The sequence below is a fragment of the Rhodanobacter sp. C05 genome, assembly GCF_002001165.1.
Classification (GTDB): domain Bacteria; phylum Pseudomonadota; class Gammaproteobacteria; order Xanthomonadales; family Rhodanobacteraceae; genus Rhodanobacter.
The window spans coordinates 66,379-84,738 of record NZ_MUNQ01000020.1 but is presented as its reverse complement, the minus strand read 5'-3'; the positions used below and the strand labels follow the sequence as shown (position 1 = coordinate 84,738).

The following is an 18,360-nucleotide window of genomic DNA, read 5'->3' as shown; positions in this document are numbered from 1 at the left end:
GGGCAAGGTCACTGGAACATGCAGTCCGTGTATCGATCACTCTGGAACTACCTGCGCTCGCACTGGCGCGGCAGTGCGCTGACGTTGCAGCCGCTGGATCAGCTCATGCCGGTGGTCGACGAGCCAGGGACATGGTGCGCCAGCGGCAACGACCCGAAATTTGAATGCGTGGGTACCGGGTTTCCGCTGAAAGCCGGCTGGTATCGCTTTTCCATCGAGTTGCAGGATTCCGATGGCGACCGACTGGAGCCGGTGCTGTATTTCGACTACGGGCATGGCATGCATGAGTCGTGGTCGCTGCATCTGGGTTTCATTCGGCCAGGCACGAGACACCACGCCGGCGTAGTGCTCCTCTTGCATGACGTGCAGCGGTTGCGCCTTGATCCGGCAAGCATGCCGTGCACGTTTCATGCGCAGCACCTAACGATCAGGCGACTGGGGCGCATTGGCGCCAGCTGGCGCATGTGGCGGGCAGTGACGCGAGAGGCCGCTGCGACTGGTGTCGATACTCATGCATTCAAGCTGGATGCATGGCGAAAGCTGCGAGAACCCGGTGGGCGGCATGCTTTTGCGACATGGCTGCATGGACTGTATGTACGGCGCAACTCCAAGGCACCCACTTACGAGCGCTGGCTGAATCTCTACGATCATTCTGTTGCGCCGATATCAACCCATGGCGACAGGCTGATATCGATACTGCTGCCTACTTTCAATACGCCGGAAGTCTGGTTGCGGCATTGCCTGGACAGCGTACTGGCGCAGTCTTATTCGCACTGGGAATTGTGCATAGCTGACGACGCATCCACCGAGCCGCAGGTGCGGCTCGTGCTGGAGGAATATGCGAGTCGCGACGCTCGTGTCCGGGTCGTCTGGCGGGAACGCAACGGCCATATCTCTGCCGCATCGAACAGTGCGCTGGCCATGGCGCGGGGCGATTTCGTGGCGTTGCTGGATCACGATGACGAATTGCATCCGGCCGCACTGGCCACGATCGCCGACTCACTGCAGCGCCACCCACAGTGGCAGTTCGTCTATTCGGACGAGGACAAGATCGATGTCGATGGCAGACGCTACGATCCCTATTTCAAGCCGAACTGGAATCCCGATCTGCTGCATGGACAGAACTGTGTAAGCCATTTGGGCGTCTATTCGCGTGCGCTGGTCAATGCGGCAGGCGGATTCCGTGAAGGTCTGGAGGGTAGCCAGGACTGGGATCTGGCCTTGCGCTGCAGTGAGCGGCTGACAGCGGATCAGATTGGCCATGTCCCGGTGGTGCTCTACCACTGGCGCGCGATCGCCGGGTCGACCGCGCAGGGCGTGGACCAGAAAGGTTATGCCCATGATGCAGGCCGGCGCGCGCTGCACGAGCATTTTGTACGGCAGGGCGAGACCGCCGAAGTGATGGAGATCGAGGGACTGTGGGGCGTGTTCCGGATACGTCACCCGCTGCCTGATCGCTTGCCGCAGGTCAGCATCATCATCCCCACGCGCGACCGTATCGATCTGCTGCGGCAATGTGTGGATTCGATTTTGGAGCGGACAACATACCCGCACTACGAGATTGTCGTGGTGGACAACCAGTCGGTCGAACCGGAATCGATGGCCTATCTGGCCGAGCTGGCGGCCCATCCCAGGATGCGCGTGCAGCGGCATGACCAGCCGTTCAATTATTCGAGCATCAACAACGATGCCGTTGGGGTCTGTCGCGGCGAACTGATCTGCCTGCTCAACAACGATATCGAGGTGATCACGCCGGACTGGCTGGAGGAACTGGCGAGCCATGCGATGCGCCCGCATGTGGGTGCCGTCGGCGCCATGCTGTACTACCCCGATAACACCATCCAGCACGCCGGCGTGGTCACCGGCGTGCACGGCGTGGCGGCACATCCCTACAGCGGCATGCCGCGGGGTTACTCCGGCCAGATGGCGCGGGCTAGACTGACGCAGACGATGAGCGCGGTCACGGCGGCCTGCCTGATGGTGCGCCGGACCACCTACCAGCAGGCCGGTGGCCTGGACGCTTCGCTGCAGGTGGCTTTCAACGACATCGATTTCTGCCTGCGGCTGCGGCAACTCGGCTATACCAATGTGTGGACGCCGTTTGCCGAGCTTTATCACCACGAGTCTGCGTCGCGCGGACACGAGGACACCCCGGAGAAGCGGGCGCGCTTCTCGCGTGAGGTGGAATTCATGAAGAAGCGCTGGGGCAGCCTGCTGGATCACGACCCGGCCTACAACCCCAATCTCACGCTCGCCGGCGAACCGTTCGCGCTCGCTTTCCCACCGCGCGAATGGCCACAATTCCCGATCGAGGCACCGGCCGTGACGGCAGGCAGTGCGACTGTGCACGAAGTCCGGACTTCACACGCATGAAGCTGGGCTGGCTGGATCGCCGGGTCGGCAAACCGGATCCGCTGCTGTGCATCGGCCACAGCCACGTGGCATGCGTGGCCCGTGCCGCCGAGACGGCGGGCATTCCGCTAACCGCGTTGAATTTCTGGGAGATGCCTGGCGCGATACTGCGCGATGGCGATGTGCCGCGGCTGACGCCGTCACTGGAGCAGCAACTGCGCGAGCATCGCGGGCCGGTGTTCTCGATGGTCGGCGGTGCGGCGCACGGCGTGCTCGGCATGCTGGTGCACCCGCGACGTTTCGATTTCGTGCTGCCGACCCAACCGGAGTTGCCGCTGGATCCTGCCGCCGAACTGCTGCCGGCGCTGGTGGTGCGTCGCGTGCTGGAATCGATGATGGCCGAATATCTGGCGTTGATGCTGCAGATACGCCGGCTCTGCAGCGGCCCGATGTTCCATATCGAGTCGCCACCGCCGTATGCGGATGCCGTGCGCATGCACGCGGACGTACCCTGGGGCATGTATCCCGGCATGTGCCAGGAGATCTCGCCGGCACCTTTCCGCTACAAGCTTTGGCGCCTGCATTCTCAGATTGTCGGCGAATGGTGCGATGGCGCCGCCGTCGCCTTTGTGACCAGCCCGCCCGCAAGCATCGACGAAGCCGGGTTCATGCGCGAGCCGTACTATGGCGATGGTGCCCATGCAAATGCAGCCTATGGCGAGCTGGTGCTGGAGCAGATGAGGCGTCTGGCATGAACCATCCCTACAACGGCATCGACGAGCGGCAGCGCTGGAGCCGGGCCATGGCCGGCCGTGCCAGCGCCGAGATCGACCCGGTGACGCCGCCGCCGTTCCGGATTGCGCCGCATACGCGAGTGGTGACTGCGGGCAGCTGTTTCGCCCAGCACGTCGCGCGTCATCTGCGCGAACACGGTCTGGCCTGCTTCGAAACCGAGCCGGCGCATCCACTGCTCGGTGCCGATCTCGCCGAGACCTTCGGCTACGGCGTCTACGCGGCGCGTTACGGCAATATCTACACCTCGCGCCAGCTGCTGCAGTTGTGGCGGCGTGCGACCGGCGTCTTCGTGCCGCTGGACGACGTATGGGGGGACGGTGCGGACTGGTTCGATCCGTTCCGGCCCACCATCCAGCCCGGCGGCTTCGCTTCCCTGCGCGAATACCACGAGGATCGTCGCCAGCATTTCGCCGCGGTACGCCGTGCCTTCAGCGAGATGGACGTGTTCGTGTTCACGCTGGGACTGACCGAATGCTGGGCATCGCGCGAGGACGGTGCCGTGTATCCGCTGTGTCCGGGCGTGGCAGCGGGGCACTTCGATGCCGCCCGGCATGTGCTGCTCGATCTCGCGGTGGACGAGGTGGTTGCCGATCTGCGTGCCTTCATCGAAGAGGTACGTGCGGTCAATCCATCCATGCGGATGATCCTGACTGTTTCGCCGGTGGCCTTGGCGGCGACTGCCAAGCCGCAGCACGTCCTGTTGGCGTCCACTCATGCCAAGGCCGTGTTGCGGGTCGTTGCCGAACAGCTGATGCGGCTGCCGGGTGTCTACTACTTTCCGGCCTACGAGATCATCAACGCTGCCGGTCGCGAGTATCTGGCCGAGGACCGCCGCTCGATCCTGGAGTCCGGCGTGCACCAGGTGATGTCGCTGTTTTTCCGGCACGTGCTGGACGGCAGTGCCGTGTCGCCGGCTGCCGTGGCCGGCAGCGACGATTTCCTGCGACTGGGTCAGGCCGTGATGGACACGTTGTGCGACGAGGCGCGACTGGATCCGTCGGCGGTCGAAGTAGCGCAGGCACAACCTCACGTGGAAGGACATGATGGGTAGCCCTGAACTGGCGAATGAAAGTCTGCGTCGCGCGCAGGAACTGATGCAACAGCGTCACTTCGATGAGGCGATCGCGGAATTGACGCAATGCCGACGACACCAGGCCGACGAGTGCATCGAGCGGTTGCTGGCGCTGTGCCGCTATCAGGCCTATCTGGAGCAACCACCTGCCGCTGTGATCACCGATCCCTGGTCGACACCGCCCGCGGATCCGTTCGCTGGTGTCACTGGGGTCCCGGAGATCCCCGCTGAAAGATTGGACGCGCGCACGCTTGCCGCCGGCATCCGGCACCACGGGGCGCTGCTGGTCAGGGGGCTGCTGCAAGCTCCCGAAGCTGAGCGGCTGGCCGGTGGCGTCAGGCAGGCGCTGGATGCCTGCACAGCCTGGCATGCAGGTGGCAAGGGTGCTTTCGAAGGCACCTGGTATTCACGTCTGCCGTTGCGGGACGACTGCGAACTGGCGCAGGCACGTCCCTGGGTGGAAGACGGTGGTGGTGTCTGGCTGGCCGACTCGCCGCGCATGCTCTACGAGTTGACCGAACTGTTCGGTACCAGCGGGATAGCCCGGATGGTTGCCGAATATTTCGGCGAACAGCCGATGCTGTCGGTCGGCAAGTCGACCCTGCGTTGCGTGCCAGGGACGATCCGCCATGCCGACTGGCACCAGGACGGCGCCTTCATGGGCGCCGACATCCGCAGCGTGAATGTCTGGCTGGCGCTTTCCCATTGCGGGGAAGATGCGTCCGGGCTGGAGTTCCTGCCGCGCCGGCTGTCGCAGGTACTGCCCACCGGTACGCACGGCGCCTATTTCGACTGGTCGGTGGGTCAGGGCATGGTCGCGGAGACGGCGGCGGGGATGGCTACGGCCAGTCCCGTTTTCGCACCCGGCGATGCCCTGTTGTTCGACCATTTCTTCCTGCACCGCACCGGCGTTCCCGCCGCGATAGCGAAGGATCGCTACGCGATCGAGTCGTGGTTCTTCGCGCCGTCCGCCTATCCGGAAGGGCAGGTGCCGCTGAAGCTGTAGGCGTCGCCGGTCGGCGCCATGCGATGCACGTGGCGCATGCCAGTCAGCCGCCGTTCGCCGGCGTGCGCTGCACATGCTCGAGCTCGGCGATGCGCTGTCGCTGCGCTTCGATGATCTCGCGGGCGCGCTGCAGTGCCTCGGTGCGCCGGGTCAGGCCGATCTCGGTCTGGCTCAGCATGCCGCGCAGTTCCATGCCGTCCGCTTCCAGCGCCTCGCAGGCCGCAAGCAGGCTGTCGGCGCCGAAGAAGCTGTCGATCAGCGCCTGCAGCGCAGGCGTCATTCGGGCCGTGGGCACCAGGATGCCCAGCCCGTTGAAGAAGGGCAGCTTGCGGAAGGTGAACTCGATGCCGGCACTGGCGATGTAGTCCTCGATCGCGGTGAGCACACCGTTGCGTGGGCCACCTTCGTGCATCGCGTTGGCCAGCCAGCCGTTCACGCCCTTCTCGTCCAGTTCGGACTGGCCTTGCAGCATCCCCTTGTAGCTGTACGAGTGCTTCTGCCAACCGTCCAGGTCGTCCGGGTTGTAGTACATGTCGCGGCGAGCATAGGGCCACGCCACGTCATGCGACAGCACGATCGGCGGTGCCTGGCCGGCCTTCTCCGCGCGTGCCTGCAGCAGGTTGAGTTCGTGGAACACGGTGGCCCAGTTGTGGTCGCCGTCGAGCAGCACCAGGTCGGGTGCTTCCAGTTGCGGAATCGCGGCCAGGCTCTTCAGCGGCAGGAAGCGGTATTCGGCGGGGCCGAATTGCGCCAGTTCGTGCATCAGGCTGGGCAGCGGCGCCGGGTCGATGATGTCGGCATGGGCACCGTGGGCGCGGCAATAAGCCAGGATGTGGCGGGTGTTCCAGCCGAATTCGGCGCCGATCTCCATGATCCGCTGCGGCTGCACGAGTTCGAACAATGGGCTGATGTAGCGGGGCCAGAAGCGGTTCATTGCGGATTCTCCAGAAGCGCCGGCTGATCCGGAGCGAAGTTGTCTAGTGTGTCGTCGTAGCTGGCTGCGGTGGTGCCTCCGCCCACTTTGCGCAGGTAACCGTAGGGGCTGGTGCTGATCAGCTGGCGGGTCAGGCTGCGGTCGACGACGAAAGGCGAGTCGCCGGCGGTGAACTCGCGGATAGCCTTGAAATGCTGGCGGCTCGAATAGCCCAGCCAAGGTTGTCCGTACACGCTGCCGAGGCAGACCAGGTAGGAGCGGTGCGAAACGAGCTTGCCCCAGGCCTGCAGCGTCGCCAGCGAGACATCCTCCATGCAGCCGACGTCGAGCAGCACCAGCACCATGTCGGCGATGGTGGTCCAGTCGCGCGCAGCCGCGACGGCCGCCGGATCATCCGGCACAGCATGCAGCGGCGTGACCCGGGCCGAGTGTGGCGCAGCGGCTTCAGCGCGTGCCAGATGCAGGACGCGTGCACCGTCGACGCCGACGGCCTGCAGCGTGCTGTCGATGAAGCCGACCAGCCCGCGCTCGGTTCCCGCAGCGATGATCGCGTCGGGCCGGATCTGGTGGATGATTTCCTGGAGGCTGACCAGATCGGCCGGCGCCACGCCGGTGGGCAGGCCCAGCCAGCGTACATCGCGGTGCAGGCCACATTCGGCGTAGACCGACATCAGGTAGGACTGCGCGCCATCGTCGAACTGCGCGGACAAGCGGCCGGGCCGTACCTGTCCCGTGATGCTCAGGTGCATCGGCATCAGCGTGCGCTGGCGCGTGCCGGTGGCGAACTCCGAGGGCATCCGGCCGCGGAAGCTCAGATGGTTGCGCTCCACTCGCGCGAAACTCTCGCCGCGCAAGCTGCGGTAGGCATTTGCGTACGAGCGCACGCGCACATCCTTCTCGATGTCGTCGACGTTGGTGGTGGTGCCGCCATGGAACTGGTGGAAGCTGGCCTCGCCCACCAGCGCCACCAGCGGGCCGGTTGCGGTGGCACTGGCGCGGCGCCACAGATCCAGATTGGCAAACCCGCCGCCGGCCTGGTCGAAGCCTTCGTCGAAACCACCGATGCGATCGTAGAGCGCCGTCGGCAACATCAGGCAGTTGGTCTCGGTGATGCCGTCGAACCACGGTTCGGAGTTGTCGCTCATCGGGGAGCCGATGCGGAACAGGTCGTAGCCGTTGACTGGCCAGCGGATACGCTCGAACAACAGATCCTCTTGTTCGCGCGTGTAGCCGACCAGGGTCAGCCAGCGCTGGTCGCCGCCGACAAACCACTGGCGCAGGGTGACCACCGAGTCGGGATGTTCCTGCCAGGCCAGCGTCGCCTCGCGGAACACACCGGGCGAAAGCACGTGCGCACCATCGATCATCACTGCCAGATACCTGCCGCGGGCCATCAGCGCGGCCTCGTTGAGCGCTGCGCAAGGCGAGGCCAGCTGGCGGCTGGGGCGGATCAGGCGGAACTGCGGGCCGAAACTGGCGATCCACTCCGCGTCGAGCGGCGGATTGGAGCCGTTGTCGATGCACAGTACTTCGTAGTCGAGGTCACCATGGCCCTGCTGGTAGCTGCTGCCGAGCGAAGCCAGTGTGCGTGCCGCCTCGCGCTGCATGTTGTAGAAATTCACGACCACCGTCAGCGTGATGCTGCTGTCGGTACCGCGCTGCAGCGGCGCCGGCGCCGCTGCCGTTCCGGGCGTGCGGTTCGCCGCTGCGGAGGGCAGGAGGACATGGAACGGGATGCGCAGCATGGTTCCATGGTCGTCGGTGATGCGCAGTTCCAGCTCGTGCGATTCGTCGTCGCGAAGTCCATCGGGCAGCGCGACATCGAAGCCGCAGCAGCCATCGCCTTGATGCAACTCGGAGAGATCGGCGCGCCACTGGTTGGCGTCGAAGCGCAGCCATTCGCGCTCGCCCTCGTGCAACGACAGGGTCGGCGAAACCTGTTGGTCGTCCAGCCGGCGCACCCAGCCGTGCATGCGTTCCGGGCCGCATTGATCGAGCGAGCCCTGCAGGCGTGCACTGCCTATCGGCAGTGGCAGCACATCGGTGCCGCTTGCGTCGGGAATGGTTGGGTCGAGGGCGGACATGACATGGGGACTGCCGACCGTGTACCGGTTGCCATCGATGCCAACAGCGGTGACGACAAGTGCGGCTCCGGGAGGTGGGAGCGGGTCGAGTCCGATGGCAAAGGCACAATGTCCGTCGCCCTTGCCGGCCCTGGCCAGATCGGCACGGAACATCGTTGCCATGCCGTGGCCGAGCATGACGCCACCGGCATGCACCTCGATGCGCAAGTGCGGCTGCGTTTCGTCATGACTGCAGGCCCATCCCCGCAACACATGGCCGTTCAGGCCGTCCACCACGCCTTCAAGCCTGCTTGAGGGCGCGGAGTCATTCAGGGAATCGCTCATTTACTTGAAATCTCGCTGGGGTCCGAGCCGGTCTGCCGGAATGCCGCGGGCTGCGGGCATGCTGCTAAAGATCGCGTTTCCGGACACGATGCGCAATACGGGCGGGTATGGCCAGGCGTGATGTCGTTCGCTAGATGAACGGATGCCGGGGCGTCGGTTCAGGTGAAGCGAGTGCGCCGGGTAAGATACGCACTTTGCTTCAACCACTCCGGATCGGGATGCCCTTACCCCATGAAAAACCGCAGCAAGCCTGAAGTATTCGGCCTCGGCACCCGCGCCATCCATGCCGGGCAGCATCCGGATCCCAGCACCGGCGCGATCATGACGCCGATCTACGCGACTTCGACCTATGTGCAGGAGAGTCCGGGCAAGCACAAGGGCTACGAGTACTCGCGCACGCAGAATCCGACCCGCATGGCTTATGAGCGCTGCGTGGCCGATCTGGAAGGTGGCGTAGCCGGTTTTGCGTTCGCTTCTGGCCTGGCCGCGGCGGCGACGGTGCTGGACATGCTCGATTCGGGCAGCCATGTGATCGCGATGGACGACCTTTACGGTGGCAGCTACCGACTGTTCGAGCGCGTGCGCCGACGTTCGGCCGGGCTGGACTTCAGCTTCATCGACCTCAATGACAGCAGCGCATTGAAGGCGGCCTTGAAGCCCAATACACGGATGATCTGGGCCGAGACGCCGACCAATCCGATGCTGAAACTGGTCGATCTGGCCAAGATCGCCGCCTTTGCGAAGAAGCATGGCCTGATCCTGGTGGTGGACAACACGTTCTGCTCGCCGATGCTGCAGCGACCGCTGGAATATGGCGCGGACCTGGTACTGCATTCGGCCACCAAGTATCTCAATGGCCACTCGGACATGGTGGGTGGCATCGTGGTTGCCGGCAGCAAGGCCATGGCCGAGCAGATGGGCTTCCTGCAGAACTCGGTGGGCGCGGTGGCCGGCCCGTTCGATGCGTTCCTCGCCATGCGCGGCCTGAAGACGTTGCATCTGCGCATGAAGGCGCATTGCGAAAGCGCACTGGTCCTGGCGAAATGGCTGGAAAAGCATCCGGCGGTCGAGCGGGTGATCTACCCGGGCCTGAAGAGCCATCCGCAGCACGCGCTGGCCAAGCGTCAGATGCACGGCTTCGGCGGCATCATCACGATCGAGGTGAAGGGTGGCCTGAAGAAGGCACGCCGCATGCTGGAGCGTTGCGAGTTGTTTGCGCTGGCCGAATCGCTGGGTGGCGTCGAAAGCCTGATCGAGCACCCGGCGATCATGACCCATGCCTCGGTGCCGGCGGCCAACCGCAAGCGGCTGGGCATCAGCGACGGGCTGATCCGGCTGTCGGTCGGAGTGGAAGACGTGCAGGATCTGCAAGACGAGCTGAGCCGGGCGCTGGCGTGATGCGGTGGCTACTGCTGGTATCGGGTTACAGGTACGTTTGATGTCGAGGCATGCCATCTCTCCGGCCGCGCTCGTGCGCAGTACTTGGAAGCATCGCGAGCTGATCCTGCAGCTGACGCGGAAGGACGTCATCGGGCGTTACAAAGGCTCGCTGTTCGGGCTGGCCTGGTCGTACATCAGCCCGCTGTTCATGCTCGGAATCTATACCCTGTTCTTCACGGAGATCTTCCACGCCCGCTGGGGTACGACGGATACCGGCAAGGGCCAGTACGCCACGGCGCTGTTTGCCGGCCTGATCGTGCATGCGATGTTCGGCGAATGCATCACGCGTGGCAGTCAGCTGGTGACGGACAACGCAAACTACGTCACCAAGGTGATCTTCCCGCTTGAAATCCTGCCGTGGGTTTCCAGTCTCACGTCGATGTATCACGCGTTGGCAAGCCTCGTAATCCTTGCTGCGTTCTCGCTGATATTCAACGGGCATATCGCGGTGACCTTCCTGCTGTTTCCGGTGGTGTTCCTGCCGCTGATACTGATTGCCACCGCGGCGGGATGGCTGCTCGCGTCGCTTGGCGTCTACGTGCGTGACGTGGGGCAGATGACCAGCCTGATCGTTATTGCCCTGCTTTATACGGCGCCGGTGTTTTTCCCCATGGATCATCTGTCGCCGAAGATGCAGGCGGTCATGCACTTCAATCCGCTGACGTTCCTGATCGTGCAGGCGCGCGAGGTGCTGCTGTGGGGGCACCTGCCGGACTGGTCGGGACTTGCACTCTATACGGCAGGTGCGTTGCTGGCCTGCTGGCTGACCTATGCCTGGTTCCAGCGTACCCGTGCAGGATTCATCGATGTCCTCTGAAATCATCCGGGCAGGCCGTACAGGTCCACTGATCCGGGCCAAGGGCATCGGCAAGCGCTATCTGGGCTATGCCAAGCCGCATCACCGCCTGCTGCAGATGCTGGGTCGGAGAACCTACGCCAAGGAATTCTGGGCGCTGCGTGATTTCGATCTGGAAGTGTGGCCGGGCGAGACGATCGGCATCATCGGCAAGAACGGCTCGGGCAAGTCCACCTTGCTGCAGATGATCTGCGGACTGATCGAACCGACCACCGGCGAGATCGAGGTCAACGCACGGGTGGCCGGCCTGCTCGAGCTTGGTGCGGGCTTCAATCCGGAATTCACCGGACTGGAAAACGTCTACCTGAAAGCCGGCCTGCTCGGCATGGGCCGCACCCAGGTCGATGCCAAGCTCGATTCGATCCTCGCCTTCGCAGAGATCGGCGACTTCGTGAATCAGCCGGTCAAGACCTACTCCAGCGGCATGTTCGTGCGGCTGGCGTTTGCCGTGGCGGTGGCGGTCGAACCCGATGTGCTGGTGGTGGATGAGGCGCTCGCAGTGGGCGACGCGTATTTCCAGCGCAAATGCCATCGGCGCATTCAAGAGTTGCAGGAGGCTGGCAGCACGCTGCTGCTGGTCACTCATTCCACCGATGCGGTGGAACGCATGTGCAGCCGTGGCGTGGTGATCAATGCCGGCAACAAGATATACGACGGGCCGGTGCGCGGCGCCATCTCCGACTATCTGCAGCTGATTTTCGGGTCGCACGTGGCGGAACCCGTAGGCCAGGCAGCTGCCATCAAGGTGCTGGGCGAAACGGCAGACGAGGCGGTTGCCACGCTGCTCGCCTCGGGCGGTGCGGACGTGTTGTCCCAGCGCAGCGGCTACAACCGTGACGAAATCCGTGTGGGCAATGGCAAGGCGCTGGTGGCAGACCTGCATGTCGTGGGGCAGTCGGGTGTGCCGATGTTGTTTCCGGGCCAGCCGGCGGAAATTCTGGTCAAGTACGTGTTCAAGCTGCCGTTGGGCCGGGTGATCTTCGGCATGCAGATCCGTACGCCGGAAGGCGAGCTGGTGTACAGCACCAACACGTTCATGGAAAGCGGCGAAGCATTCCATTACGAGGAAGGCAGCGTTGTGGTGGTGCGCTGGAAATTCAATGCGCACCTCATTCCCAAACAGTATCTGCTGATGTTCGGCATCTCGCAGTTCGACGAGCTCGGACAGGACACTGTCGCCATCGACCGGCGCGCGGACGTCATGGTGCTCGCCATATTGGGTGATACCGGGGCAGCCCAGGGTATTGCCAATCTGCAGGCAAAGTTCGACGTTGAAACCGTGGCCAGTGTGGGGAGTGTCGGTTAACCGCACCATCCATTCGTCACTGCGCCACGGACACGATTCTGCCCGAAGGGACTTCACTTTGCGTACCACACTGAATATCCAGGATCCGCTGTTCGTCTCGGCACCCAATGACGGTGGATTGTTGTATGCGCATCGCGATCTGCTGATGCCCCTGTTGCATGAGGACATTACGGGACTGTCGCCGACCGCCGATGGTCTGCTGTGGTGCGTGCAGACGGCGGGCAGCCCCCTGCTGCACGAAGTCCGGCAAGGGCAGCTCGAGACGATCCCGGTCGCGACGAACCCGCTGGATCTGCATGATGTGCTGGTCGATGCGACGGGCATCTATGCGGTGTTCACCGAGACCAATCAGGTCGCGCGCCTCGATGATGCCTTCCGCGTGCAGGAAAGCTGGAGCTTTGGTGAAGAGCCGGATTGTGTTCACGTCAATTGCATTGCCATGCATAACGGGCGTCTTGTCGCATCGATGTTCGGGGCATTCACCATTCATCGAGGTTACAAAGGCGAGACCCGGCAGGCTGGCAAGGTAGTCGATGTACGGACTGGCGCTATGTTGATCGAGGGACTGTCGCAGCCGCACTCGCTGGTTGTGGTGGGTGAGCAGCTGTGGCTGTGCAGTTCCGAGGACTGCATGCTGCACATTTACGACAGGGACTTCCGGCTCGAACAGCGAATCGCGCTGCCGGGATATACGCGAGGGCTTGCCGTCGGCAAAGACACCGTCTACGTCGGCATCAGCCGGAGCAGAAATCTCGCAGCCGGCGAGGTTGGACGGTTTGACTCGGCCGTTGTCGCGCTGCTGGATCGCCAATCGCTGGAAGTCATCGGCTACCAGCCGATTCCATGGAACGAAATCTATGACATCCGCATCGGGTCATCGGCGGATCTGGTTACCCATGTGATGGCATCCACGTGGACGTACGAACGTGGTATGGCCAAGGCCGAACTGGCGCGGACCAGAGAGCTTGCCGCAGCAGCGGATGTCTCCAGCAAGGCTGAACTGGCGCGCTTGCAGCAGCAGGCGGGTGACGAAATCAGGCGGATGCAACAGCAGGTGTCATTGACTCATGATGCCATGCGGGTGACCACGCAGCATGCCGAAAGCCTGCAGGCGCAGCTGATCGCGGCGCGCGGTGAAATCGTCAAGCGTGATGCACGCATCCATGTACTGGAGTTGGCCCGGAACGAGCTGGAACTGATCAAGTCCAGCCGTTCGTGGCGCTGGACCCGGTTGCTGCGATTCGTGACACGCACGATCCAGCATCGTGGACTCAGCGTGGAAGACCGGCGCCGGCTGCTGCGCAGGCCACCGGTTCCCGCAGCATCGGGAGCAGCACAGGTTGGAATGGTGGCTCCCCCCTTGGCGAATATCCGGCTGGCACCACCTTCCGGCATGCTGCGCGACTTCTTCGTATGGGCCGTGATCGATTGGCACTTCCGCATCCAGCGCCCGCAGCACCTTGCGCGTGAACTGGGCGCAGCGGGTCACCGCGTGTTTTACATGTCGAACCATTTCATCGATCACCCAGAGCCCGGCTTCAGCGTCGAGCCGCTGGACAACACGGGGCGGTTATTCCAGATCCACCTGCATGTGCAGGACAGTCCGGCGATCTATCACGCCTCTCCCGATGCTGCAGCGCAGGCGCAGTTGCGCGGGGGAATCGGCATGCTGCTGGCATGGACGCGCAGTCGCGCCTGTGCTTCGTTGATCCAGCATCCCTATTGGCTGGAAACGGCGCAGATATTGCCGAGCCAGCGGATTGTCTACGACTGCATGGATCACCACGGCGGCTTCGCCGACAATTCGGAAGAGGTGCTGGCGCGCGAGCACGAACTGATGCGCGATGCCGACCTGCTGGTGGTGACTTCCGACTGGTTGCATGCAGAAGCAGGCAAATACAACACGCACCGGATGATGATACGCAACGCCTGCCAGTATGAGCATTTCGCGACACCCCCTGCACGCGTGTTCAAGGACACGCACGGCCGCAAGGTGATCGGCTACTACGGTGCGATTGCCGAATGGTTCGATCTGGATCTGCTGGAGAAGGTTGCCCATCGCTTCAGCGATTGCCTGGTGTTGCTGGTCGGTGCCGATACCTGTGCAGCACGGCAGCGTCTGCACGCGCTGGACAATGTGGAATTTGCCGGCGAGGTACCGTATGCCGACCTGCCTTACTACCTCGAAGGTTTTGATGTCTGCCTGCTGCCGTTCCAGGTCATTCCGCTGACCTTGGCGACCAATCCGGTCAAGGTCTACGAATACCTGAGTGCAGGCAAGGAGGTGGTGTCGATTGCGTTGCCGGAGATCCGTCAGTTCGGCGATCTCGTGCGCACCGGCATCGACCATGCGACATTCCTTGCCGCCGTGGATGAGGCGCTGCAGGCCCCACCCGATGCCGATCAGGTTGCACGCCGTCGCCAGTTTGCCGCCGAACAGACCTGGGCGCACCGGGTGCAGGACTTGGTGCGGGGCATCGAGGAGTTGTCCGAACCGCGTGTCAGCGTGGTGGTGGTGACCTACAACAACCTGGATCTCACCAAGGCATGCCTGCACAGCCTCGAGCAATACAGCGACTATGCCAATCTTGAAGTGATCGTGATCGACAATGCTTCGGCCGACGACACTCCAGACTATCTCCGATTGTGGGCGCAGGAGGGCCGTGATCGCCATATCGTGCTGAATGCAGACAACCGGGGTTTTGCCGCGGCGAACAATCAGGGCTTGGCGCTGGCGAGCGGCGACTACCTCGTGATGCTCAACAACGACACTTATGTCACGCCGGGCTGGATCGCCACCCTGGTCGGGCATCTGCGCCACTCCGAAAAGCTCGGCATGCTCGGCCCGGTAACCAACAACATCGGCAACGAGGCGCGCATCGAGATCCGCTACGACAACATGGACGACATGCTGCAGGCTGCCGGTGACTACACCAGCCGGCATGCGGGACAGCTGACCCAGCTCCGTACGGCCGCCTTCTTCTGCGTGATGTTGCGCCGTGAGGTGTATGAGAAAGTGGGCGGCCTGGACGAGGCCTTCGGCATCGGTTTCTTCGAGGACGACGACTATTGTCGACGGGTGGAGCAGGCTGGCTGGACGATTGCGTGTGCTGACGATGTGTTCGTGCACCACAATCTGTCGGCGTCGTTCAACAAGCTCAAGCAGGAAACGCGACAGGCGCTGTTCGAGCAGAACAAGGCCATTTACGAGGCGAAATGGGGGGCATGGACTCCGCACAAGTATCGCGATGCGTGAATTCGGCAACGCATGCCAGATGACTGGCCGGGCTGCGAACGCCCGAGCCAGGGCCACCGATGCTGGCCCGATGTCCTGGCCATTTGATCTACCTGGGAGTGCATGAGTGTTGACACGTGTTCGCATGGCCCCATGGGTTCTGTTCGCTGCGGGCTTCCTGCTGGTCGCCATGGGTTTCATCGGCAACGCCATGTGGAGGCAGATCCCCTGGAGCCCGGTGGCGTTGCTGGCGGGACTCTCGCTCGTATCGCTAATTCTGGCGTACGGGCTCGGTCGCCTGTTTCATTGTCAGGCGGCGACCTCTGCGGCGGCAGTCTGGCTGGGGGCACTGGTTTATTTTGCCGGGATCTCGCCGTTTGCGTCGGTGCTGCTGATCGCCGTGGCCGCGCTGGCAATCGGAAGTGTGCTGGTGCCGAAAGGCTGGGATGCACGCGTGCCGCTGTCGGTTCTGGCTGGATTGGCATTGCTCTGCGGCATCGCTGGCTGGTTGTTGCCATTCCCGATTCACAGTCGTGCGGTATACACCCTGGCTCTGCTGGCCATCATCATCTTGCGCTGGCGGGCGGTATTGGACATGGTTGCGCCGCTGTCGCGTTCCTGGACGGACGCTGTGGCCAGCTCGCCTTGGGCGGCCCTGCTCGCGGTCTTGGTATTGGGTATGATCTCGACCTGCGCCTGGGTGCCGACGATTCACTACGACGATCTGGCCTACCACCTCGGCTTGCCGTATCAGCTCGAGACGCTGGGTTATTACCGGATGGATGCCGGGTCGCGGGTATGGGCGGTTTCGGCCTGGGCTGGCGACGTGCTGCAAGGCATGGCCCAGGTGGTCGCGGGGGGTGAATCGCGAGGTCCGGTCGACGTACTGTGGTTGATTCTCATCGTGGCAATGATGTGGAAGCTCTGCGAGGCACTGCAGCTCAGTCCGCGCATGCGTTGGTTGGCGGTCGCCATCTGCGCCAGCATGCCCATGACGGCCGGCACACTCACGGGGATGCAGACGGAAGGAGCCACCACGGCAGCAGCGGTTGGCATGGCTCTTCTGATCCAGCGGACCGTGACTCCCAGTCGCAGAGAGCTGCTGCTGGTGGCGTTGCTGGTGGGCTTGTTGCTCGGGTTGAAGGTGAGCAATCTGATGGTGGCCGGGGCACTAGGCTTGTGGCTGCTCTGGCAATGGCGCACGAAGCTGCCTTGGCGAACCCTGCCGTCGGCCGTCGTACTTGTGATTTTCGTCGGCGGATCCAGCTATTTCTATGCATATCTGCTGACCGGGAATCCGGTGCTGCCGATATTCAACGGATTCTTTCATTCACCGTATTACGCACTCTCGAATTTTCACGACACAACTTGGGATACGGGTTTTCACTGGAGCATTCCGTGGGATCTGACTTTCCACACATCCCGGTTCGTCGAGGGATGGGATGGCGCCGGTGGATTCACCTTGCTTGCACTGCTCGGTGGGCTGCTGCTCGCCATGACGCGGCGCAATGTGCGGCCGCTGGCGCTGATGGCGAGCCTGGCGTTCCTGTTGCCGCTGACTCAGATTCAATATCTTCGATACGCCCATCCGGCGATGGTGCTGCTGGTACCGGCGATGCTCGGTGGTCTGCCTGCCGCAGATCAATACAGGCGCCAGGCGCGTGTTCTTGCCTTGATGCTGGTGACGTTGGTGCTGGGGAACCTGCTCTTTGTCGCCAACGGCGACTGGCAGTTGCGGCAGGGAGTCCTGCGGAACGTGCTGGTGCAAGGGCGCGCGTCGACGACCGACACGTATGCCCCGATCCGTCGTCTGGCGGCATTTATCCGTGATCGCTACGGTGCACAGGCACGCACGCTGATCATCGATGGCCATAACCCTTTTGCTGCCGAGCTGGCAGGGAACGCTTTTGTCATCAATTGGTATGACCAGGAGCTCTCGGCTTTGGCTGCCGGCGCGGACAGTGATTCCAGTGGAGAACGCTGGTCTGGACTGTTCAAGCACGCGGGAGCAAACCTGCTTGTGGTTAACAAGGCCGGGCATACGCAGGCGCTCGATGAAGCCATCGGCAACGCACAAGGCGCCCGTGTCTACGAACTGGGCGACCTGGAACTTTGGGCGCTGCATTCGGGCGCGGCAGGCATTGAAGTGCCTGCTCCGGCGCATGCCGTTGTCGTGAAATTCGATAGCTCGTCGACACCACCAGGCGCGACCGTGGTCAGTGCGGATCTCGAGCTCCGATGCAAGGCAGCAAATGTCCCCATTGTCATCAGCTGGAACGTCACGGAAGCGGATGGACAACGCTGGCAGCGGTCTGAATGGGCCAGATGCCTGCAGACCGGAAAAGCGGAAGCATCACTGGAAGTGCCGTTGTTGTCGAAGGTCACCGGTTTCACCGTGAATGCCACTCCTTCACAGCCGATTGATCTTCAGTTGCAGTTGACTGCAGCAACGGCGGCGTTTCGCCCGGATCTTGCAGCTGATCGCGATCTGGCTCTGCGCTTGCGTGGTGATCCGGTTGGCACGATGAAGATGTGGAACAGGGCAAGGCTGGCAGCACGGAAGGCGAGACCATGAGCATCTTGCGACAGGGAACCAGTTTTCTGTTCATCGGCGGCTGCCTGGTACTGGTCGATTGGGGTGTTTTCGTACTCTTGAGTGCATCAGGAGTGGATACACCGATCGCGAATGTGGCCGGCCGGGTTGTCGGCGCATTGCTTGGCTTTGTGGCGAACGGTCACATCACCTTCGGTTCGGCCGGTTCGGCCCGTCTGGGCATGCATCGCTTCGGCCGTTTCGTGTTGCTCTGGCTGGTGATGACCTTGTTGAGTACATATCTGGTGAGCGAAGCGGCGACACATCTCAGCTTGCATATGGCATGGCTAGGCAAGCCGATGGTCGAAGCAGCGCTAGCTGTTGTGAGTTTCGTCATCTCCCGTCACTGGGTTTATCGTTGAT

Annotated in this window: 12 protein-coding genes; 10 read left to right on the top strand and 2 right to left on the bottom strand. The window is 62.9% G+C overall.

Going from position 1 to position 18,360, the window contains the following annotated elements:
* Positions 1-27 precede the first annotated feature (27 nt).
* Genes B0E51_RS16315 through B0E51_RS16300 form a run of 4 tightly spaced genes read left to right on the top strand, consistent with a single transcriptional unit; the run spans position 28 to position 5,225 of the window.
* Positions 28-2,373 carry a glycosyltransferase family 2 protein gene (locus tag B0E51_RS16315; protein WP_168172664.1) on the top strand — a complete coding sequence of 782 codons (2,346 nt, stop codon included), beginning with the start codon at positions 28-30 and terminating at the stop codon, positions 2,371-2,373.
* Positions 2,370-3,107 carry a hypothetical protein gene (locus tag B0E51_RS16310; protein ID WP_077445940.1) on the top strand — a complete coding sequence of 246 codons (738 nt, stop codon included), beginning with the start codon at positions 2,370-2,372 and terminating at the stop codon, positions 3,105-3,107. Before B0E51_RS16315 ends, B0E51_RS16310 begins: the two co-directional genes overlap by 4 nt.
* The gene (locus B0E51_RS16305) at positions 3,104-4,198 is read left to right on the top strand and encodes a GSCFA domain-containing protein (protein WP_077445939.1); all 1,095 of its coding nucleotides are present in this window, start codon (positions 3,104-3,106) and stop codon (positions 4,196-4,198) included. Before B0E51_RS16310 ends, B0E51_RS16305 begins: the two co-directional genes overlap by 4 nt.
* Positions 4,188-5,225 carry a phytanoyl-CoA dioxygenase family protein gene (locus B0E51_RS16300; RefSeq protein WP_143525964.1) on the top strand — a complete coding sequence of 346 codons (1,038 nt, stop codon included), beginning with the start codon at positions 4,188-4,190 and terminating at the stop codon, positions 5,223-5,225. Before B0E51_RS16305 ends, B0E51_RS16300 begins: the two co-directional genes overlap by 11 nt.
* A 43-nt stretch (positions 5,226-5,268) precedes the next feature.
* Here the strand turns inward: B0E51_RS16300 and B0E51_RS16295 are convergent, their stop codons facing one another.
* Together B0E51_RS16295 and B0E51_RS16290 are read right to left on the bottom strand one after the other, a co-directional pair.
* A complete protein-coding gene (locus B0E51_RS16295; RefSeq protein WP_077445936.1) occupies positions 5,269-6,159 on the bottom strand; it encodes a class I SAM-dependent methyltransferase in 891 nt (296 codons plus the stop codon).
* Entirely contained in the window at positions 6,156-8,567 is a 2,412-nt protein-coding gene (locus tag B0E51_RS16290) for a CmcI family methyltransferase (RefSeq protein WP_077445934.1), read from the bottom strand. The genes B0E51_RS16295 and B0E51_RS16290 overlap by 4 nt, the downstream gene beginning before the upstream one ends.
* Positions 8,568-8,798: 231 nt before the next feature.
* Between B0E51_RS16290 and B0E51_RS16285 the strand changes: the two genes are divergently transcribed.
* The 6 genes from B0E51_RS16285 (at position 8,799) to B0E51_RS16260 (ending at position 18,359) form a co-directional block, all read left to right on the top strand.
* Positions 8,799-9,965 carry a PLP-dependent aspartate aminotransferase family protein gene (locus B0E51_RS16285; RefSeq protein WP_077445933.1) on the top strand — a complete coding sequence of 389 codons (1,167 nt, stop codon included), beginning with the start codon at positions 8,799-8,801 and terminating at the stop codon, positions 9,963-9,965.
* A gap of 40 nt (positions 9,966-10,005) precedes the next feature.
* Positions 10,006-10,824, top strand: a complete 819-nt coding sequence (locus B0E51_RS16280; protein WP_077445932.1) for an ABC transporter permease — start codon at positions 10,006-10,008, stop codon at positions 10,822-10,824.
* Entirely contained in the window at positions 10,814-12,169 is a 1,356-nt protein-coding gene (locus B0E51_RS16275) for an ABC transporter ATP-binding protein (RefSeq protein ID WP_168172663.1), read from the top strand. Before B0E51_RS16280 ends, B0E51_RS16275 begins: the two co-directional genes overlap by 11 nt.
* Positions 12,170-12,227: 58 nt before the next feature.
* Entirely contained in the window at positions 12,228-15,425 is a 3,198-nt protein-coding gene (locus B0E51_RS16270) for a glycosyltransferase (protein ID WP_077445929.1), read from the top strand.
* A gap of 169 nt (positions 15,426-15,594) precedes the next feature.
* Positions 15,595-17,979, top strand: a complete 2,385-nt coding sequence (locus B0E51_RS16265; RefSeq protein ID WP_143525963.1) for a hypothetical protein — start codon at positions 15,595-15,597, stop codon at positions 17,977-17,979.
* Entirely contained in the window at positions 17,976-18,359 is a 384-nt protein-coding gene (locus B0E51_RS16260) for a GtrA family protein (protein ID WP_077446074.1), read from the top strand. Before B0E51_RS16265 ends, B0E51_RS16260 begins: the two co-directional genes overlap by 4 nt.
* Position 18,360: the final 1 nt, after the last annotated feature.